This window comes from Streptomyces sp. NPDC050546, from assembly GCF_044457425.1.
Classification (GTDB): Bacteria; Actinomycetota; Actinomycetes; order Streptomycetales; family Streptomycetaceae; genus Streptomyces.
Map to the genome: position 1 here is coordinate 107,161 of NZ_JBITGX010000021.1, position 20,364 is coordinate 127,524.

Sequence of the window (20,364 nt, forward strand, 5' to 3'; positions counted from 1 at the left end):
CAGCGGCGGACGGCGGGGTATGTCAGGAGAGGGCCCTCGCCAGGCCCCCTGGTGTGGCCGCCGCGCTCCGTATGGACAGTTGGCCGGCGATCGTGACCGTAACGACGGCGACCCCCACCGCGCCGAAGGCCAGCGCGGCCAACGGCCCACCGGCCAGGGCCGGGACCGCGGAACCGGTGACCGCGATGCTGAGTGGCACCAGCACCGACGCGCAGACCAGGGCAGCAAGCAGCAGCGCGACCACGCAGGTGAGCACGGCCTCCCAGGCCAGCATGCGCAGGACCTGCGCGGACTGTGCGCCGGCCAGGCGCCACAGGGCGAACTCCCGTCGGCGGCCCGCCGTCGCCATGCTCAGGGTGTTGACGACGGCGACGGCCGTGAACACGTTGATCATGGTCAGCAGCAGCAGGACGAACAGGTTGGCCGCCGTGCCGGAATCCGCCTTGCCGGAATCCGCCGCGCCGGAATCCACCGCGCCCTCCGTGGCTCTGTCACCGATCCGCGCGCCCGGGAAATCGGCTGCCAGGTCCTTCAGCTCTCGCTCGACAGCGCTGCGATCGGCTCCGGGGGCGCTCCGTACGAGAACGGTGTCGTCCAGCGGGGCGGCCGCGTGCCGGGCCGCCGAGACGCGGGGCAGCAGCGCGTCGGCGAAGTCCCGGTCACGGGAGTAGACGGCCGCGACACGGTAGGTGTCCCGGCCGCCGTCGTCCCAGTTCACCCGGACGGGGTCGCCCACCGTGACGCCCAGACCGCGGGCCGCGCTGTCGCCGAGCGCCACGGACGAGTCCCCGAGCCGGGCGAGCGAGCCCGCGCGGACACCGAGATCAAGGAGGTCGGGCACCGCTTCGGCCCGCATCGCGACGAGACTGCCGCCGACGACTGACGCTTCGCCGTCCTGGCCTGTGTCCGCGCGGCTCAGCTCGCCGTCCACGGACAACTGCCCGGAGGCCGCCGCCACGCCGGGGAGCCGGGCGGCCCGCTCCGCGTAGCCCGGCGCGATGCCCGGCCCGCCGGCCGAGGACACGACGTGATCCGCGAGCAGGCGCTCCCGTTCCGCCCGTTGCGCGCCCTGCGACGTGATCAGCGGCACGCAGAGCAGGGTGCCGGTGAGGGAGAGGGCGAGCACGAGCGGTGTCACGGTGGCGGCCAGCCGTGCGTTCTGCCGGAGGAGGTTACGGACCGCCAGCGCACCTTCCCCGGGCAGGAACCACCCCACCGGAGCCAGGAACAGGGCACCGGCGACCCGGCAGATCAGCGGCGCCAGCAGCGCCATCCCGATCATCAGGACGAGCACCATGCTCTCGGTCGTCCCGCCGCCACCGTCGAGCCGGCCGGTCGCCACCGCGCCCAGACAGCCGCCCGCACCGGCCAGCACGCCCAGACCGAGCAGTACCCGTCGCGGGCCGAGCTTCGGGGTCGGAGCTGCCGACTCGCGGAGCACCTCCACCGGCCGTACCCGCGACGCGCGCCGCGCGGCGGCGAACGCCGCGAGCTGCGCCACGATCGCGGCCAGCACGACGGTCGCCCAGGGCGCGACCGGCCCCACGGACAGGGCGAACGACGGAGGCAGCACCTCCCCGTCCACCAGCACCCGGTGCAGAAGCATGGCCACGCCGATCCCGCCCGGTACGCCGAGAAGCGCGGCCGCCACCGTCACCAGCAGCACCTCCACCGCGATCATCCGGCGGATCTGCCCCTTGGTGGCCGCGACGGCCCGCAGCAGTCCGATCTCGGTCAGCCGTCCGGCGACCGCGAGCGTCAGAGTGCCGGAGACGACGAAGCCCGCGACGAACAGCGACAGCACGCCGAACGTCCCGACGAGCGAGGAGAGAGTGCCCGCCGGGGACGGCACGTCCCAGAACTCCGCGTCCGCCCGCCCGGCGCCGGAGGCGACCACGAGCGATGTGGCATCGTCGCCGTACAGCGCCGAGACGGCCTTCTGCACCTGCCGCCGGAGCGCCTGCGTGTCCGTCGTCCCCTTCGCCAGCACGCCCACGGCCCGCACCGGCTGGGCCGAGCCGGCGAGCCGCTCCGCCTCGCGCGAGGCGTGGAACGCCGCGTACTGACGCGCCAGTCGCCGCGGCGGGTCGGCGACGCCCGACACCTCATACGGACGCAGCCCGTCCGGGCCGGCCAGCCGTACGGTGTCGCCCACCCCGGCGTCGAGGCGCCCGGCCAGCGCGCCGTCCAGCACGACCTCGGAGTCGCCGGCGGGGGCGCGGCCCTGCCGCAGGGTGAAGGGGCCGAGCACCGCACTCTCCCACGAGTGCCCCAGGGACGGCCCGTCCCAGGGCGCCTCGACCGTCCTGCCCGAGGCGTCCACCGCCGTGCTGGGGAAGGACAGTTCCGGAACGGCTCGCTCGACGGACGGCAACCGCTCCAGCGCCGTCCGCAGTTCCCCGGCCCGGGGCACGAACGGCTGCCCGGCGACGACCACGTCCGTCCCCGCGTAGCGCTCGGCGGATGACTCCCCGCGGTTGCTCGACTCCAACAGCACGGCACACGCCGTCGTCATGACCAGCGCCAGCACGAGAACGACGAAACCTGCCGCCCAGCTTGCCCTGCGCCCCGAAAGGGTCCGCCATGCGATGCGTAACACGGGTGCCTTTCGAAGTGGGCGTTGGCTGTAGCACGCGAGTGGCACGTGCGGTGAACCCTGTTCAGGTGGCATGCGCTCCCTTCGTGCGCTGGGTGCCACCTTGTGTGACCCGCCAGAGCGCCGCACGGTTGAGGCGGATGCTGCTCGGTGCTGTGTTCCAGGATCACCAGGGAAGGGCGGTACGTCGTGGGTTCAGCCAGTCCATGGGCACGCGAGACGTTCGGAGACGTCGCCGGTGAACTGGCGGACATCATCCCGGCTTGCCTCGTCAGGGCCCATGAGCGGGCCCGCACCGGGCACGAGGGCGTCCACACCCAGACGCTCGAAGCCTACGGACACGGTCTCTACGCGGTGCAGTACGAGGAACTGGCCGCCGGCATCGCCGGGATCGGGGAAGCCGTGCGCCTGCAAGGACGCACGATGATGCTCGTCCGGGGCCATCTGATCTACCCCCTCCGCTACGCGAAGAAGGACGTCCCTGTCACGGCCGCCCGCCTCCGTCGGGCCTCAGGCTTCCGAGCAGACCTGATCCGCCGCCACGGCCCGCCTCCCAGGCAACAGGCGTTCGACCTGGACTGGGGAGAACTCGACGAATCCGAGGTACATCCAGACCTGGAACTGCTTCCCGAAGACGTACGACTCGTCCTCGTCGCCTACACCTGCTCCATGGAGGCGGGCGTCATGCGCATCGAGTGGGGTTCCGCGGAGTTACGCCGCGAGGACCGCTACCTGATCTGGCACCGGCACGAGCCGTTGACAACCAGAGCGTGACCCGGGCCGGTGTCAGGGCCCAATCGATGTGCTCACCTGCGTCTTCGCTGGTCGCTCGCGATTGAACGCTGTCAAAGCGCTTGCTGTCGTGGGACCGGTCGTGCGCGTTCCGCCTCAAGTGCGGGATCGACGCAGGCGAACCCAGGAATCCCGCTGCTCTCAGGTGGCTGCGAGCGCTTGAAATCGTCCCAAGTGGCAAACCCCGCCGGTGGCGGCGGTATGACGTCGAAGGTGAGTTGGAACTTCTTGATCGGCGTCATCGGGAAACTGTATGGGCGCGTACCGGCACCGAAGCTCCGGGCGCTGTCTCTGTGCGGATCGAGGTCTCACATGACGTGCGCGTTACGGGAACGATGGTGATCAAGTCGTCGAGGCTCTTGAAGTCGTCGGGGGTCGGCGGTGAAGAGGGGGAGTCCCTCGGTGGCCGCGACGGCGGCGATCACGAGGTCGGCCCCACGTCGAAGGGGGTGGGATCGCATTCGTTTCCGACGTGCCGCAGGACGTCCATCGGCTGCGGTCGTGGTAGTTGCTGTACTCCGCCGCTGTACAGCAACCCGCGCCAAGTGCAGCACGCTGGCGGCATGCCGTTCGGCTATTTGGCCAACGAAACGAGATGCCGTGCCGGGCGTCGGGGGCGTCAAAGGACTTCGAGCTGTGATCATGGGGCGTTCATTGAAAGTGATCGACGAGAAGTTCCTGGTCGCGGGGCCTCGGCGTCGCCGCCGTGGGGCACGGGTGGAAACACGCTGTAGGTGATCTGATGAACTGGTTGACCTCGCTGCCGGCGGTGGTGCTGGTTGTGGGCGGGCTCTTGCTTGCCCTACTGGTCGCGGCCGCGGCGCGCATCGGCGTCCGGATGCTCGTACCCGTCGGGGAACGGGATCGGGTGCCGCAGATCGCCACACCTCTGATGCCGACACTCGGTGCCGCCTTCGCGATCTTTGCGGCACTCTCACTGGCCAGCGAGGCCGGCTACCTGCGTGCAGCCGAGGGGCTGGTGAGTGACGAGGCGGCCGCGGCCTCCCGCCTGGCATGGGCGGCGACAAGTCCGCGAGTCCAGTCGGAGCCGATCCATGCGGCACTTCTGGACTACCTGCAGACCACGCGTGCCAGGGAGTGGAGCGGCACAGCGGCGGCGTCCGGTGACGACCCGGCCACCGCTCGCACAATCGCCCGGATGGAGCGGAGTGTTCGCGCCGAGGCGGCCCGGCCCGAGGCGGGAAGCGCGGCAGGGACGGAGTTGCTGTCCTCCCTGGACGGTGTCACCAGTAGTCGTCGCGCCCGCGTCGCGGCCGCCTCGCGTGATGTCCCGTCGCTTTACGTCGTCACACTTGTGGTCAGCGGACTGGCCTTGATCGTGAACTCCGGCGCCCTGGTCTTCCGCAGCAGCCTGCGAACGTCGCTGCTCATCGTGGGCGTCGCGAGTGTGGTCGGGCTGAGCCTGGCGTTGCTCTTCGCACTCAGCGCGCCGTGGGGTGGACCGTTCATCGTGAGTGGGTATCCACTCAACGCCGTCATCGGGGACCTGAAGTCCGGCTTCTTCGAGGGGCAATAGGCGGCGTGCGCGATCGTCCGCCGACACGCGGTCGTTGCCGTCAGCACTGGCGTCAGAGACGCGAAACGCCCTAAAGGGGACGCCCCCTCTGGGGCGTTTGTGCTGGTAGGAGTGTGCGCCCCCGGCAGGACTCGAACCTGCGGCCAAGCGCTTAGAAGGTGCGCGGGCCCGAGCGATGTGCTCACCTGCGTGTTCGCAGGTCGTCCACGAACGGAAATCGTCAAAGCGCTTGCTGTCGATTCCGGGATCTCTGCTCGATGGGCGTCTCTGGTGGCGAAGGCGCGTGCCGTCGGCCGGAGCCAGGAGGCGCTCGAGTCCGGTGACGCTGCAACAACCCCACCATGAGGTACTTGGGTATTATGGCAGCGGAGGTGTGTCATCGATGACGACAGCGGCGAAGCCGGTACGCCAGTCCCCGCTGAAGGTGGACCCGGCGACGGACAAGTTGATCAGCCAGGGCGCTCATTTCCTGGGGCTGACGAAGAAGGACCTGGTGGCTGAGGCGGTCCGGGCGTATCTGGAGCAGCGCCGTGAGGATCTGCGGTCCGGCATGGTGGAGGCGCTCAGTGTGCTGGATGGATCGCTGAAGTCGGATGTGATGCTGCTGACCGGGCTGACCGCGGAGGAGATCGACGCGGTCGGGGGAATCGAGGAATGAGCGGACCCAGCCCGCTGCGCCCGGCCCGCCCGACACTGCGCTGCTTACGCGAGGATTTGTGCCTCGCGGTGCCGCCGGTCACGGCGCCGCTGGACGAGATCGACCACCCGGTGCTGGCCAAAGCGTCCGAGCAGTTCGCGGACGAGGACGGCAAGCACGAACGCATCCGGTCCGTGGATGACCAGGTGCTGTTCAAGGTCAAGGTGCAGCGGTGGCGCGGCGCGGTATGGCTGGACGCCGACCTGCCGTGGCTGGTCGCGGCGGGTCGGCGAGAGGACGGCTCGGGCGATGACTTCTATGCAGCCCTTGAGGCCGATGGCCGCGCCGCCCGGGCGCGCTACAACGCGGAACATTCCGACGGTCTGAAGACCACGACGCACACCGCTTACCTCCTGCCCGCGCGCGAGGACCACGTCCGATACCGCGCCGAGGCGGGTGTCCGCTTCGTGCGCCGCCTGCGGGCGACTTTGTTGGACCTGGCGCACGCCACGCTGCGCGACGGCCGAGAGCACACGCGCGAGTTCGACACTTTCACGCTTGGCCTCCAGGTGCGGGCGGACGACGGCCACGAGACCTACCTCGCCGTCCGGATCACCGGCTCCGTTCCCCCGAACCTGACCGTGCTGATCCTGCGCAACGTCCCCGGCTGCGAGGCTGAAGGCTGGTATCCGGAGTACGCCCTGCCTGAGCGGGACCTGCTCCCGGCGGAACAGGCGTGGTCCAACCTCATGGACCCAAGCGCGGCCGCCCAGGTGCTGGACGACGAGGAGGGGTAGCCAGGCGTCCGTTGGCGCGAACTACAACCCCGATGTCGGGGTTGTCCACGATCGTGGGCAGCCAAGGCGCTTGGTCTCACAGCGATGTGCATCCGGACATCAAAGAACCCCTCACGCGTTTCCGCAGGAAGAGGGTGTGTGCGCCCCCGGCAGGACTCGAACCTGCGGCCAAGCGCTTAGAAGGCGCCTGCTCTATCCACTGAGCTACGGGGGCCGGGTGTGGTGGCCTCTGTCGTGGTGCCCTGGTGCGGGCTGATCCGTGACGTTGCCGGGGACAAGGATAGGGCTCCCGCGTCCTTGCCCCTGTTGCTTCGCCTCCGTGGCTCGATGTGGAGGTTCAGTGAAGCGGTCCTGATAATCGCAGGCAGGTACGAATCGTGCATCGCTTTTGAAGTCTCAGGCGCCGGGTGTTGTGCACTCGTTATGCCTGGAGTGTGCCTGTGTCCCAGTCGCCCCTTCCATCCCTTGTGTCCTGTCGGCGCGCAGACATGCTCATATGCTTCAGAATTCCCCTAAAATTGGGCATTCTTCACATGTGGTGACCTTGGACGTAAGGCCTCAGCTGCTCGACGCACTCTCCGCCCTGCGCGACCGTGTCGCCGCCGCACGCTTCCCGCTGCCCCTCGCGGGGGCCCCACGCGCGCGTGCCAACCGCGACGAACTGCTCGCGCAGCTCGACGACTACTTGGTGCCCCGGTTGCGGGAGCCCGAAGCACCGCTTCTGGCCGTCGTGGGCGGATCGACCGGAGCCGGGAAGTCGACGCTGGTCAACTCCCTCGTGGGGCGGCGGGTCAGCGAGGCGGGCGTGCTGCGGCCCACGACCCGGACCCCCGTGCTGGTCTGCCATCCGGAGGACCATCACTGGTTCGGCGGAATGAGGGTGCTGCCCGATCTCACGCGCGTGTGGGCACCCCAGCGCAACGACACGGACGATCTGCTGCTCCCCGGCGAGGACCCCGCGCGCGTGCTGCGCATCGAGAGCGCCGACACGCTGCCGCCCGGCCTCGCCCTGCTCGACGCGCCCGACATCGACTCCCTGGTCTCCGACAACCGTGTCCTGGCTGCCGAGCTCATCTGCGCGGCCGACATCTGGGTCATGGTCACCACGGCCGCCCGCTACGCCGACGCAGTGCCCTGGCACATGCTGCGCACCGCCAAGGAGTACGACGTCACCCTCGTCACCGTGCTCGACCGGGTGCCCCACCAGGTGGTCGCCGAGGTGTCGCGGCAGTACGGGGCGCTGCTCACCAAGGCCGGTCTCGGACACGTGCCGCGGTTCACCGTGCCCGAGCTGCCCGAGTCGGCCTTCGGCGGCGGTCTCCTGCCGGTCACCGCCGTCGCCCAGCTGCGCACCTGGCTGATCCACCAGGCCCAGGAGCCGGGGGCCCGGCAGCAGGTCCTGGCCCGCACGGCGTACGGCGTCCTCGACTCGCTCAAGTCCCGGATGCCCGAGCTGGCCGGCGCCGCAGCCGCGCAGTACTCGGCCGCGCTGCGGCTCACCAGCGCTGTCGAGGGGGCGTACGACAGCGAGCACAAGCGCGTGCGAGGCCGGTTGCAGGCCGGGGCGGTGCTCGCCGGGGACGCGCTCAAGCGGTGGCGTGCCTTCCCCCTGGACTGCACCGCCGGAGAGCTCCTCGACGCGCTCGTGGAGAGCCTCAGCGCGCTGCTGCTGTGCGCCGTCACCGCCGCCGACGAGCGCGTCGACGACGCCTGGCGGCGCGAACCTGCCGCGGCGGCGCCGGAGCTCGCGCCGCGCGATTCCGCGGCGGAGAGCGCCGAGCACCGGATCGGGCTGGCCGTACGGCGGTGGCGGCGGGAGCTGGAGGAGTACGCCGAGGACGAGGTGAGCGAACTCGAGCGCAATGTCGCGCCCGACCCGGAGCTGGTCGCCGCCCTGGTCGCCACCGGGCTGCTGGGCGGCCGCCGGGGCCGGATGGCGGGGGAGGGGCTCGCCGAGCGGATCGGCGCCCACGGCGCACTGCGGCTGCGCGACCGGGCCGGCCGGCTGCTCACCCAGCATGTCGACCGGGTCCTGTACGCCGAACGCGAGCGCCGGCTCGCCCCGCTCGACGCGCTCGACGTCCACCCCGAGCACCAGGCCGAACTCATCGCCGCGCTGTCCGTACTGCAGAAGGAGAGGTGACCGGTGACCGCCGTCACTGACCAGGACCACACCGAGCACGCCGATCAGCCGGGCGACGGGGACAAGGCAGGATCCGCCGGGAGCCCCTCCGCGCGCGCCTCTCAGGCCGCCCAGCACGCGCGCGTGGGCAACGACCCCCACGCGCGCGTGGAGGACGCCCGTACGGACTCCACGGGCGCCTGGGACGACGGGCTCATCGCGCGCCGCGTCAACGAGACGCCGGACGGAGGCCAGTTCGCCGTCACGGACGGCAGGTCCGCCGCCCCGCCCGCGATGAGACCACTGGTGTACGACGGGGTGTTGCGCTCGCGCCTCGAAGCGCTGCGCGAACTCGTGGGGCTCTCCCGCACGCGGCTCGACAGCAGGACGCTGTCGGAGGCGGGCCGGGTGCTCGACGAGGCGTCCGCCCGGCGCAGGCTCTCCGGGCAGCACACCGTCGTCGCCATCGCGGGCGCCACCGGCAGCGGCAAGTCACAGCTGTTCAACGCGCTCGCCGGTGTGGCCATCTCGGAGACCGGAGTGCGCCGTCCCACCACCGCGGCGCCCATCGCGTGCAGTTGGAGCGACGGGGCGGCGAGCCTCATCGAACGGCTCGGCATCCCGCCCCGGCTGCGCCGGCGGCCGTTGCCGACCGGGGACGCGGAGTCCCGGCTGCACGGGCTGGTCCTGATCGACCTGCCCGACCACGACTCGGCGGCCGTACAGCACCGCGAGCACGTGGACCGCATCCTGGCCCTCGTCGACGCGGTCATCTGGGTCGTCGACCCGGAGAAGTACGCCGACGCCGTCCTCCATGAGCGCTATCTGCGGCCGATGGCGGCGCACGCGGAGGTCATGTTCGTGGTCCTCAACCAGATCGACCGGCTGCCCGGGGAGGCCGCCGATCAGGTCCTCGACGATCTGCGGCGACTCCTCGACGAGGACGGCATCGCCCTCGGGGAGTACGGCGAACCGGGTACGACCGTGCTCCCGGTGTCCGCGCTCACCGGGGAGGGCATCGGGGACCTGCGCGAGGTGCTCGGCCAGTTCGTAGGGGAGCGCGGGGCGCCGGCCCGCCGTGTCTCGGCCGATGTGGACGTCGCGGCGGCGCGGCTGTGGCCCGTCTACGCCACCCGGCGGCGGACGGGGCTGAGCGAGCAGGCCCGGGAGGAGTTCGCGGACCGGCTCGCCGACGCGGTGGGCGCCACGGCGGCGGGCGAGGCGGCCGAACGCGCGTGGCTGCGCAACGCCAACCGCGCGTGCGGCACGCCCTGGCTGCGGTTGTGGCGCTGGTACCAGGACCATGGCGAGGCCACCACGGGTCGGCTGCCCTCGCGCACGCAGGCCGACGAGGAGGCGACCGCGAGACAGCGCGTGGAGCAGGCGGTCCGTACGGTGGCCGACCGGGCCTCGGCCGGGCTGCCCGTGCCCTGGGCGCAGGCGGTGCGCGAGGCGGCCGTCCGCGGTTCCCAGGGGCTGCCCGAGGCGCTGGACGAGCTGACCGTGCGCGCGGGAGTGCCGACGGGGCGGCCGCCGCGCCCGGGGTGGTGGCCGATGGCTGTGCTGTCCCAGGCCTCCATGACGATCCTTCAGTTCCTGGGCGGCCTGTGGCTGCTGGGCCAGATCTTCCAGGTCATGTCGCCGAACCTGGGCGTGCCGGTGCTGCTGATGGTGATCGGCATCGTCGGCGGTCCGCTGATCGAGTGGAGCTGCCGGATGGCGGCCCGCGGCCCGGCCCGTCGCTACGGCCTGGAGGCGGAACGCCGACTACGCAAGGCGGCGGCCGGCTGCGGAAGAGCCCGCGTGCTGGATCCGGTGGCGGCGGAGCTGCTGCGGTATCTGGAGGTACGGGAGCAGTACGGGAGGGTGGTGGGGGCCGGGCGGTGACGGCGAGGGCGTGGCGGCTGTGACGGGCCGCATGCGCGGGTACGGCGAGGGCGGCGTCCGGTCCGGGCGTCGCCCTCGCCGCGTCGGTGCCCGTGCCCGCGTCCGTGCCCGCGTCCGTGCCCGTGCCCGCGTCCGTGCCCGTGCCCGGATCCGTGTCGGGATCGGTGGTCGGATCGGTGTCGGGCACGGGGGCGGGCGTGGCGTGTTGCTCGGTGTCGGACACGGCGCGTTGCTCGGCGTCGGGCTGGGCGGCGGGCTCGGCGTGTGGCCGGGCGGCGGGCTCGACGTGTGGCTCGGCTTCACCCGTCGGGGTGGCGGCGTTGTCCACAGGCCGGCGGTGATCCACAGCGCTCAGCGGCCTCGGCCCGGGCACGGCAGTCTGGCGGACACAGCCGTACGGGACGGGCCCGGACGGGGGTCGGCCCGGCGTCGAAATCCGGGCGAGGGAGGGGTTCGCGATGAACGAGACGATGGTCTGCGCGGTAGGCAGGGTGGCGACGCAGCCGGTGTACCGGGAGATGGCGTCCGGCCCGTCGGCGAGGTTCCGGCTGGCGGTGACGGCGCGCTACTTGGACCGCGAGAAGAACACGTGGACGGACGGGCACACCAACTTCTTCACGGTGTGGGCCAACCGCCAGCTCGCCACGAACACGGCGGCGTCGCTGACGGTGGGCGAGCCCGTGATCGTGCAGGGCAGGCTGAAGGTGCGGACCGATGTCCGCGAGGGGCAGAACTGGACCTCGGCGGACATCGACGCGGTCGCGATCGGCCATGATCTCGCCTGGGGCACGTCGGCCTTCCGACGCGGCGGCAAGCCTGAGACGGCCGCCTCGCCGACTTCACCGGAGCCCAACTGGGAGACATCCCCGGACGATTCAGCGGTGCGCTCGAACGCGTCCGCTCAACAGCAGCCGGAGCCCGCTGTCTTGACGTGACGTCAGTCACCGCCGCCCTGTCCGAACTACGGCTTATCGATGAGTTCGCACCATGCGACCAGCGGTGGATTTGTCGATAAGCCCTGTCCGTAAGGGATCTTGGTGATAACGATTCCGAGTCGGATCACGCATCCGACCGCCTGACCGGCGGGCGGGCTCCGACGCCTCCCTAGGATGCCGGGACATGACTCTCGGGGCTCTCGATGCCTGTGAGGCTTCTGATTTCTGCTGGTGGGACCGTACCCCCCACGTCAACGGGTCCTGCTCGAAAGGAAATTTGGTGTTTGCTTCGTTCTCGGCGGTGTTCGTACGCAGGCGAGGGGCGGCCCGCCTCGGCGCCACGACGCTGGTGTCCGGGCTCGTCGCCGCGGGCGTGCTGGCCGGTGCCGGCCAGGCGTCCGCCGACGAGACGACGCAGGGTGAGGGCGGCGCGACCGCGACCATAGCCGGACTCAAGACGTACGGCACCGCGGTGATACACGGCGGCACCGGGGACCAGCAGGTGTCGGCGGGCCTGTTCCAGATGTCCGTCGAGGGCGGCGGCATGCTGCAGACGTACTGCGTCGACCTCCACAACCCCACGCAGCGGGACGCCAGGTACCACGAGACGCCCTGGGGCGGCACGTCCCTGGGCGCCAACAAGGACGCCGGCCGGATTCGCTGGATCCTGCAGAACTCCTACCCGCAGGTGAACGACCTCGCGGCGCTCGCGCGGAAGGCGGGCGTGCGCGGTGCGCTGACCGAGCAGGACGCCGCGTCCGGCACGCAGGTGGCGATCTGGCGCTACTCGGACGACGTGGCCGTCGACGCGCTCGACCCGCAGGCCGAACAGCTCGCGGACTACCTGGAGAAGAGTGCGCGGAACCTGCCCGAGCCCAGGGCCTCGCTCACCCTCGACCCGCCCGCGGTCTCCGGCCGGCCGGGCGAGCGGCTCGGCCCGGTCACGGTGCACACCAACGCGAGCGGCGTGTCGGTGGCGCCGCCCGCGGACGCCGCCACGAGCGGCGTGCGGATCGTCGACAAGCAGGGCAGGGCCATCACGTCCGCGGCCGACGGCGGGCAGGTGTTCTTCGACGTGCCCGAGGACGCGGCGGCGGGCTCGGCCGAACTGACCGTGCAGGCCTCGACCACCGTGCCGGTCGGCCGGGCCTTCGCCTCCGAGAGCCGGAGTCAGACGCAGATCCTGGCCGGCTCCAGCGAGTCGACGGTGTCCGCGACGGCGGGAGCGACCTGGGCGAAGCAGGGTGCGATACCGGCACTGTCGGCGGCGAAGAACTGCGACAAGGGCGGCGTGGACATCATCGCGTCCAACAAGGGCGACGAGCCGTTCACCTTCGAACTGGCAGGGCTGGAGCACACCATCGCCGCGGGCGAGACCAGGACGGTGACGGTCCCGCTCCAGGAGGACCAGGCGTACGACTTCACGATCCACGGCCCCGGCGGCTTCACCCAGCGCTTCACGGGCATGCTGGACTGCCAGACCCGGAGCAGCGAGACGGGCACGGCCACGCAGACCCTCAGTGAACCGAGCCCGGCCACGGTGGGCGGCACGGCCTCCGACACCAACCTCGCCGAAACCGGCTCCTCCGGCGTCACCCCGCTCATCGCGGGCATCGCCATCGCGTTGGTCGTCATCGGTGGGGCAACCTTGATCGTCCTCCGGCGCAAGGCGACCCCGACGAGCCACTGACCGGCCCGGACGAGCCACTGACCGGCCCGGACGAGTCACTGACCGGCCCGGACGGGCCTATGGCGGCTCGGAGTTGTGCTCGCCATAGGCTCAGTCCATGAAGATCACGGTGCGGCCGGCAGCCGACGCTGACCTGACGGCGCTCTTGGCTCTCTACCGCGAACTGAACCCGGACGACGCGCCGTTGTCCGAGGCGGTTGCGGAAGGCATCTGGGCGGCCATGTCCGGGCAGCACGGGCGGACCGTTCTGGTCGCGGATGCCGACGGCACCGTGGCCGGTACGGCCGACTGCGTTGTCATGCCGAACCTCACGCGCGGGGGCAGGGCCATCCTGTTCGTGGAGAACGTCGTGGTGGCCGGCGGGTATCAGCGGCGTGGCATAGGGCGGCAACTGATGGAGGCGGCCGTACGGCTGGGGGAGTCCGCCGGCTGTTACAAGGTGCAGCTGCTGGCCGCGGACGACGCGTATGTCCACAGCTTCTACGAGGCGTGCGGCTTCAAGGCCCTGGCACAAGGGTTTCGCCGCTACGTCGAGTAGCCGCGCGCATCCGCGCGGGGGAACCGAACCGATCGCCCTGACGTGTTCCAGTGCGGGGGTGGTGGTTCACGCTGCGATCCGATCAAGATCGAGGCAAGGCCGGTGCGGATGTCAGTGCCGGCAGCGATACTTGCGGTGACGGATGACCATGGGGGAGGTCACAGTGACACACCTGCCGAAGAGCAGTTCACCACCACCGGGCCCCAGCACGCCCATTCTGCCGGCCGTTCCGGCACAGCCGGCACCACCGGCCAGGCCTCCGGGCAGCAGCGGCCCCGCCGCCTCCACACCCCCGGCGCCCCGTCGCACAGCCTTCGCGGAGGGCCTCGACCAACTCCGCGCCGCCGCGACCACCGAGCCCGGCCGCCTGCGCATCATCGGCGCCTTCCTGGCCCTCCTCGTCGTCGCCTTCGGCGCCGTCACCGCCTGGCAGATGACCGACCGCGCGGCCGCCGCCGACGACGTCCTCACCAGCAGTCAGCCCCTCAGCTCGGACGCGGCCGACATCTACCGCTCCCTCGCGGACGCCAACACCGCCGCGTCCAGCGGCTTCCTCGCCGGCGGCCAGGAATCGGCCGCCTCCCGTGACCGCTACGAGCAGGACATCCGCACGGCCGCCGACAAACTCGTCAACGCCGCAGCCAACGCCGACCCGGACTCCCCGTCCACCGCGACGATCGCCAAGCTCAACAAGCTCCTCCCGGAGTACAAGGGCCTGGTCGAACGCGCCCGCACCTACAACCGCCAGGGCTTCCCGGTCGGCGGCGCCTACCTCCGCTACGCCAACGAGAAGATGCAGCAGCAGATGCTCCCGGCGGCGGAGGACCTGTACAAGAAGGAGAACCAGCGTCTGCGCGCGGACTACGCGGACGCCACGCCCTACCCCTGGGCGGCCATCGCCCTCGGCCTCGCCGCCCTGGCCGCCCTCGCCTGGGCCCAGCACCGCAACTACCGGCGTACGAACCGGGTGCTGAACCACGGCCTGGTCGCCGCCACGGCCACCGCGACGGTGGTCCTGCTCTGGCTGGTCGTCGGCCACAGCATCGCCCGCGTGGGCCTGAACGACTCCTACGACCACGGCGTCCGCTCCCTGAACGTGCTGCACGACGCCCGCATCGCCTCCCTCAAGGCACGGGGGAACGAGAACCTGACCCTGGTGGCCCGCGGGGCCGAGACGAAGAAGGTCGGCGCGCAGACCTACGACGCCTACGACCACGACTTCCGTACGGACATGACCGACCTCGGCAAGTATCTGGCCGCCGCCGCGAACCTCGCCGACGACACTTCGGGCGAACAGCCCGTCACCGCCGCCGTAGGCAACATGACGGAGTGGAAGAAGCGCCACACCGCCGCCCGCGAGCAGGACGAGAACGGCAACTACCAGCAGGCGCTGGACCGGGTCATCGGCACCAAGAACGCGACCGGCGAGTGCTTCGACAGCGTCGACGCGAACCTGCGCACGGCGCTCGCGCACGAGGAGACCGAGTTCAAGCGCGCGGCCGGCGACGGCCGGGACGCCCTGACGGGCCTGTCGGCGGGCGCGGCCGTCCTCGCGGTCCTGGGCGCCGCGGGCGCGGTCCTGGGCATCGGCCGCAGGCTGTCGGAGTACCGATGAACGGGGCGCGGGATACACGGGATACACGGCGAGACGTGAAAGGGGGCGTGAGCATGCGAGCACGACGTCTGCGGGCCAGCCTGAAGGGCTGGGGCGGGGTGGCCACGATGGCGGTCGTCTGCGCCCTGGTGGCGGTCTTCGCGCTGTGCGTCCCGCTGTCCGGACCGGGTATCGGTGACGGCCGGTCCGTCACCCAAGCCTCCCGGGCCACGGTCGGAAAGGCCGAAGAGGACTGCGAGGCCCCCGAGAAGCAGACGCTGTCCCCCTCCTCCGCCGACGGCGACACCATCAAGGCGATCAAGGACCGCGCCGGCGAGAAGCGCAAGCTGATCGTCGGCGTCGACCAGAACAGCTACCGCTGGGGCTACCGCAACCCCAACAGCGGCAAGACCGCGGAGCTCGAGGGCTTCGACATCGACCTGGTCCACCGCATCGCAGAGGACATACTCGGCGACCCGGACGCCGTCCAGTTCAAGGCGATCCCCACCGACCAGCGCATCCCGGCGATCCAGGACGGCCGCGTGGACATGGTCGTCCGCACGATGACGATCAACTGCGCGCGCATCGCGGACGTCGCCTTCTCCGCGCCCTACTTCAAGACGGGTCAGCAGGTCCTTGCCCCGAAGTCCTCGCCCGTCAAGGGCTACGACGACACGCTCGCGGACCGCAAGGTCTGCACGGCCGCCGGCTCGACGGCGTACTCCACGCTGGAGGCAGACCAGAAGGACGGCAAACTCCCTGCCACCACCGACATCTCCACCACCGTCCCGAACCAACTCGACTGCCTGGTAAGGCTCCAGCTCGGTGAGGTCGACGCCGTGGTCACCGACGGCGCGCTCGCCGCGAGCCAGGCGGCACAGGATCCGACGGTCCAGCTCAAGGGCGACGCGTTCACTGCCGAGTACTACGGCGTGGCGATGAAGAAGGACGCCGACGATCTGGTACGCCGGGTCAACCAGATCCTGGTGGACTACCGCAAGGACACCGCGAAGGGCTGGCAGGCGTCGTACGACAAATGGCTGTCGGCGACACTGGGCAAGGATGCGAAGAAGTCGGAACCACCGGCTCCGCAGTACCTCCGCAGCACCTGACCACTCGACCGCCCACCCTGACCGAACCCGACCGCCAGCCCCGACCGCCAACCTCAACCGGCAAGCCGACCGAAACCTGACCACCACCCCGACCACCACCCCCACCACCCCCCAACCACCAACCCGACCGGCACTACCGCAGCGAGAGGTGATCGATGGGCGTCACGGGATCCACCGGGCCGGTGATGGACCGGGACGAGGTGGACCGTGCGCTGGCGCGGCTCGGCGCGGAGCACGAGGCGATCGAGACCTCGCTCCTCGCCCTGCAGGACCACGCGGGCCGCAGACTCCTGGAGGGCGCGGAGCTCACCGGCGTCACCCAGGAGCGCTGGACGTCCACGGAGGCGTCGATCACGCTGCTGTGGACGTACTTCGACGCGTACACGGACGCCCTGCGCACCGCCCGCGACATCCGCTCGCGCCGTCGCTGGTCCAGCCGCGAGGACCTGGTGGAGCTGACGGAACTGCTGAACGGCGAGTCCGTCACGGTCGCGGGAAGCGCCACCGCGACGGCCAACGCCCCCACCCTGCACGGCGCCGCCAGCAGACTCAGCGAGCGCTACTCGCTCACCACCCTCGTCGACCGGATGAACGAGCTGTACGCGACGAGCCTGGACATGGTCGTCGCCGCCGACGCCGTCTGGTCGGCGCTGCCCGCCCGGATCGACCTGCTGGCGGCCGAACTGCAGCGCACCCGCCGGCTCGCGCACTCGGTGGGCGTGCGCCCCGGCGAGCACCCGGCGGGCGACGACCTGGAGCGCATCACACGCACGCTGACGAAGCTGCGCGAGCAGGTCGTCTCGGACCCGCTGGAGTTCTGGCTGGCGGCGGAGGGCAGTTCGGCCCCGGGAGGCGGCAGACCGGACACGACGGTCTACGACCGCGAGGCGCGCGCCCTGGAGGACGTCCGCCGGGAGATCGACGCGGTCCTCACGGTCCGGCAGGACGCCGAGAAGCGGATCGTCAGGCTGCGGGACATCCTCAGCCGTGCCGACCGCACACTGGCCGAGGCGCGCACCGCCCGCGGCGAGGTCCTCGCGAAGATCGCGGCGACGGAGGTACCGGTCGTCAGCGGGCCGCCGACGGTGTTGCAGGAGCAGGTGGCGGCGGCAGCCGACTACCGCAGGCAGGGGCAGTGGCACCGGCTGTCCCCGCTGCTGGAGTCGCTCGAGCAGAAGGCCGAGGACGAACTGCTGCGCGCCCGCGAGTCGTTGACCGCGGTCACCGCGCCCCTGGCGGTCCGGGCCGAGCTGCGCGGCCGGCTCGACGCGTACAAGGCGAAGGTCGCGCGACACGGCTTCGCGGAGGACGCGCTGCTGGTGGAGCGGTACGAGAAGGCGCGCCGCATGCTGTGGAGCGCCCCCTGCGACCTGCGCGCCGCCGAAGGGGCCGTGCTGCGCTACCAGCAGGCCGCCCTGGAGCTGCTCGGCGGCCCGCGAGTGCCGGACCAGGGCGTACGCGAGGACGACCGGAGGGGGCCGGGCGCATGAGCGACGAGGGGGAGTCCATGACCGAGGCACGCACCTGTCAACGCCCCACCTGCACGGGCACCTACGAAGATGTGGGCGGCGGCGAGCTGTACTGCGACACCTGCGGCCTCGCCCCGGTCGTGGCAGCGAACGGCATGGTCGCCTCGCCCCCCACCGGCATCACCGCAGGCGGCAAGGGCGGCTCGCGAGGCTCGGGCGCGAGTGGCAGCTCCCGCTCCAGCAGCCGTAGTTCGCGTACGTCGTCCCAGTCGTCGAAGTCCCGCCGCTCGGTGTCGGGACGCCTCTCGCGCTCCCTGTCGGGCAAGTCGACGAGCCGCTCGGTGTCGGTGCGCAGTTCCGGTTCCGGCGCCGGTTCCTCGTCCCGGGGCCGGCTGGGCGCCGGTCTTGTCCAGGTGCCGCCGATCCCGCGGCCCGACCCGCGCGAGATGGTCCTGGACAACCCCGAGGTGCCCGAGCGGAAGCGGTTCTGCTCGCGCTCCGACTGCGGGGCTCAGGTGGGCCGGGCGCGCGGTGACCGGCAGGGGCGCACGGAGGGGTTCTGCACCAAGTGCGGCCACCCGTACTCGTTCGTGCCGAAGCTCAAGTCCGGTGACGTCGTGCACGGCCAGTACGAGGTGGTCGGCTGCCTCGCGCACGGCGGCCTGGGCTGGATCTACCTCGCCGTCGACCGGGCGGTCTCGGACCGCTGGGTGGTCCTCAAGGGCCTGCTGGACACCGGTGACCAGGACGCGATGGCCGCGGCGATCTCCGAGCGGCGCTTCCTCGCGGAGATCGAGCACGCCAACATCGTGCGGATCTACAACTTCGTGGAGCACCTGGACCAGCGCACGGGCTCCCTCGACGGCTACATCGTCATGGAGTACGTCGGCGGCAAGTCGCTGAAGGAGATCGCCAACGGCCGCCGCACGGCGCAGGGCAGACGCGATCCGCTGCCGGTGGAGCAGGCCTGCGCGTACGGCATCGAGGCGCTGGAGGCGCTCGGTCATCTGCACAGCCGCAACCTGCTGTACTGCGACTTCAAGGTCGACAACGCGATCCAGACCGAGGACCAGCTCAAGCTGATCGACATGGGCGCGGTGCGCAGGATGGACGACGAGGAGTCGGCCATCTACGGCACGGTGGGCTATCAGGCGCCGGAGGTGGCCGAGGCCGGCCCGTCGGTGGCGAGCGACCTCTTCACCGTCGCCCGTACGCTCGCCGTCCTGACCTTCGACTTCCAGGGCTACACGAACGTCTACGCGGACTCCCTGCCCGACCCGGACCACATCGAGGTCTTCCGGCAGTACGAGTCGTTCTACCGCCTCCTGGTCCGCGCCACCGACCCCGACCCGGCCCGCCGGTTCGCCTCCGCACAGGAGATGACCGAGCAGCTGACCGGTGTCCTGCGGGAGGTCGTCTCCCTCCAGACGGGCCGCGCCCGGCCCGCCCTGTCCACCCTGTTCGGGCCCGAACTGCGGGTCACGGACACGGAGCTGTTCCCGAGGCTGGACGGTGAGGTGTCCCGGCTGGGGGCGCGGGTGGTGCGGACCCGGCGCGGTTCCCCGACCGCCGCCTCCGGCCCGGTCGCAGCTCAGCTTCCCGCCGGCGGGCGGCAGCCTCACGCCCAGCACCCCGACGGTGGGGAACAGGGCCAGGCCGCGGCCCAGCTCCCCACCGGCGGGCGGCAATCCCACGCCCCGCTTCCCACCGGCCTCGTCAGAGCCGTCGACGCCCCCGCCGCCACCCTCGCCCTGCCCGTTCCCCGGGTCGACCCGTCCGACCCCAACGCCGGTTTCCTGGCGGGCCTGATGACCTCCGCGCCGGCCGAGCTGCTCGGAGCCCTCGCCGCGGCCCCGGCCCGGTCGACCGAGACACGGCTGCGGCAGATCCGGGCCTGGCTGGAAACCGGTGAACCGGCCGCCGCGCTGGAGGCCCTGGTCGCGCTGGAGGGCGAGCGGCCCGACGACTGGCGGGTGGTCTGGTACCGGGGCGTGACCGCGCTGGTCACCGGCGACCACGAGGGCGCCGCGCTCGCCTTCGACGCGATCTACGACGCCTTCCCCGGCGAGATCGCGCCCAAGCTGGCGCTGGCCCTGTGCGCGGAGGTACTGGGCCAGCTCGACAACGCCGCCGAGTACTACCGGCTGGTGTGGTCGACCGACCCGAGCTATGTGAGCGCCGCGTTCGGGCTGGCCCGCGTACAACTGGCCACCGGTGACCGGCACAGCGCCGTGACGACGCTGGAGTCGGTCCCGGAGTCCTCCATCCACTACACGGCCGCGCGCGTGGCGGCCGTACGGGCGCGGCTGAGGCAGCGCACGGCGGCCGCCTCCGACGTACCGTTCCTGGAGGATCTCACGGCCGCCGCGGCGCAGGTCGAGGCGCTGGAGGCGTACGGTCTTGACCCGGCGCGACGGGAGCAGTTGTCGGCCGAAGTCCTCGGCAGCGCGCTGGACTGGGTACTCTCCGGGGGCCAGGGTTCCGTCCCTCCCGCCGCCGGGGGACGGACGCTGCTCGGCAGCGGCCTGGACGAGCGGGGCCTGCGTTTCGGCCTGGAACGCTCGTACCGCACGCTGGCCCGGCTGGCGCGGGGCGGCGAGGAGAGGATCGACCTGGTGGAACGTGCCAATCGTTACCGCCCCCGGACGTGGGTGTAGT

The 20,364-nt window shown here is 71.4% G+C and carries 15 protein-coding genes and 1 tRNA gene; 13 read left to right on the top strand and 3 right to left on the bottom strand.

Annotated elements, in window-relative coordinates; all coding sequences use genetic code 11:
• Positions 1 to 22: 22 nt before the first annotated feature.
• A complete protein-coding gene (locus ACIBK5_RS37700) occupies positions 23 to 2,530 on the bottom strand; it encodes an ABC transporter permease (RefSeq protein ID WP_399027003.1) in 2,508 nt (835 codons plus the stop codon).
• A gap of 255 nt (positions 2,531 to 2,785) precedes the next feature.
• Between ACIBK5_RS37700 and ACIBK5_RS37705 the strand changes: the two genes are divergently transcribed.
• Positions 2,786 to 3,370, top strand: a complete 585-nt coding sequence (locus ACIBK5_RS37705) for a hypothetical protein (RefSeq protein ID WP_399027005.1) — start codon at positions 2,786 to 2,788, stop codon at positions 3,368 to 3,370.
• Positions 3,371 to 3,441: 71 nt separating this feature from the next.
• Here the strand turns inward: ACIBK5_RS37705 and ACIBK5_RS37710 are convergent, their stop codons facing one another.
• Positions 3,442 to 3,630 carry a hypothetical protein gene (locus ACIBK5_RS37710; protein WP_399027007.1) on the bottom strand — a complete coding sequence of 63 codons (189 nt, stop codon included), beginning with the start codon at positions 3,628 to 3,630 and terminating at the stop codon, positions 3,442 to 3,444.
• Positions 3,631 to 4,130: 500 nt separating this feature from the next.
• On the opposite strand from ACIBK5_RS37710, the gene ACIBK5_RS37715 reads away from it, so the two are divergent.
• The 3 genes from ACIBK5_RS37715 (at position 4,131) to ACIBK5_RS37725 (ending at position 6,359) form a co-directional block, all read left to right on the top strand.
• Positions 4,131 to 4,925 carry a hypothetical protein gene (locus ACIBK5_RS37715; RefSeq protein ID WP_399027009.1) on the top strand — a complete coding sequence of 265 codons (795 nt, stop codon included), beginning with the start codon at positions 4,131 to 4,133 and terminating at the stop codon, positions 4,923 to 4,925.
• Positions 4,926 to 5,307: 382 nt separating this feature from the next.
• Positions 5,308 to 5,583 (top strand): hypothetical protein, encoded by a 276-nt coding sequence (locus tag ACIBK5_RS37720; protein WP_361880148.1) that lies wholly within the window; start codon positions 5,308 to 5,310, stop codon positions 5,581 to 5,583.
• Positions 5,580 to 6,359, top strand: coding sequence for a hypothetical protein (locus tag ACIBK5_RS37725; protein ID WP_399027011.1), 780 nt, complete (start codon positions 5,580 to 5,582; stop codon positions 6,357 to 6,359). Before ACIBK5_RS37720 ends, ACIBK5_RS37725 begins: the two co-directional genes overlap by 4 nt.
• A gap of 141 nt (positions 6,360 to 6,500) precedes the next feature.
• Here ACIBK5_RS37725 and ACIBK5_RS37730 read toward each other — a convergent pair.
• A tRNA-Arg gene (locus tag ACIBK5_RS37730) sits at positions 6,501 to 6,573 on the bottom strand.
• A 321-nt stretch (positions 6,574 to 6,894) separates the two neighbouring features.
• Here ACIBK5_RS37730 and ACIBK5_RS37735 point away from each other — a divergent pair.
• From ACIBK5_RS37735 to ACIBK5_RS37775, 9 genes are all read left to right on the top strand, one after another.
• Entirely contained in the window at positions 6,895 to 8,502 is a 1,608-nt protein-coding gene (locus ACIBK5_RS37735) for a dynamin family protein (protein ID WP_399027013.1), read from the top strand.
• Between the two features lie 3 nt (positions 8,503 to 8,505).
• Positions 8,506 to 10,368, top strand: a complete 1,863-nt coding sequence (locus ACIBK5_RS37740) for a GTP-binding protein (RefSeq protein WP_399027015.1) — start codon at positions 8,506 to 8,508, stop codon at positions 10,366 to 10,368.
• Between the two features lie 458 nt (positions 10,369 to 10,826).
• The gene (locus ACIBK5_RS37745; RefSeq protein ID WP_399027017.1) at positions 10,827 to 11,303 is read left to right on the top strand and encodes a single-stranded DNA-binding protein; all 477 of its coding nucleotides are present in this window, start codon (positions 10,827 to 10,829) and stop codon (positions 11,301 to 11,303) included.
• 280 nt (positions 11,304 to 11,583) lie between these two features.
• On the top strand, positions 11,584 to 12,993 hold the full coding sequence (locus tag ACIBK5_RS37750) for a Cys-Gln thioester bond-forming surface protein (protein ID WP_399027019.1): 1,410 nt from the start codon (positions 11,584 to 11,586) through the stop codon (positions 12,991 to 12,993).
• 97 nt (positions 12,994 to 13,090) lie between these two features.
• Positions 13,091 to 13,531: a GNAT family N-acetyltransferase gene (locus ACIBK5_RS37755; protein ID WP_399027020.1), complete on the top strand. Its 441-nt coding sequence runs from the start codon at positions 13,091 to 13,093 to the stop codon at positions 13,529 to 13,531.
• A gap of 163 nt (positions 13,532 to 13,694) precedes the next feature.
• Positions 13,695 to 15,146, top strand: coding sequence for a hypothetical protein (locus ACIBK5_RS37760; protein WP_399027022.1), 1,452 nt, complete (start codon positions 13,695 to 13,697; stop codon positions 15,144 to 15,146).
• A gap of 53 nt (positions 15,147 to 15,199) precedes the next feature.
• A complete protein-coding gene (locus ACIBK5_RS37765) occupies positions 15,200 to 16,237 on the top strand; it encodes a glutamate ABC transporter substrate-binding protein (protein ID WP_399027024.1) in 1,038 nt (345 codons plus the stop codon).
• A 155-nt stretch (positions 16,238 to 16,392) separates the two neighbouring features.
• Positions 16,393 to 17,727, top strand: a complete 1,335-nt coding sequence (locus ACIBK5_RS37770) for a hypothetical protein (protein ID WP_399027026.1) — start codon at positions 16,393 to 16,395, stop codon at positions 17,725 to 17,727.
• 17 nt (positions 17,728 to 17,744) lie between these two features.
• A complete protein-coding gene (locus ACIBK5_RS37775; RefSeq protein ID WP_399027066.1) occupies positions 17,745 to 20,363 on the top strand; it encodes a tetratricopeptide repeat protein in 2,619 nt (872 codons plus the stop codon).
• Position 20,364 lies beyond the last annotated feature (1 nt).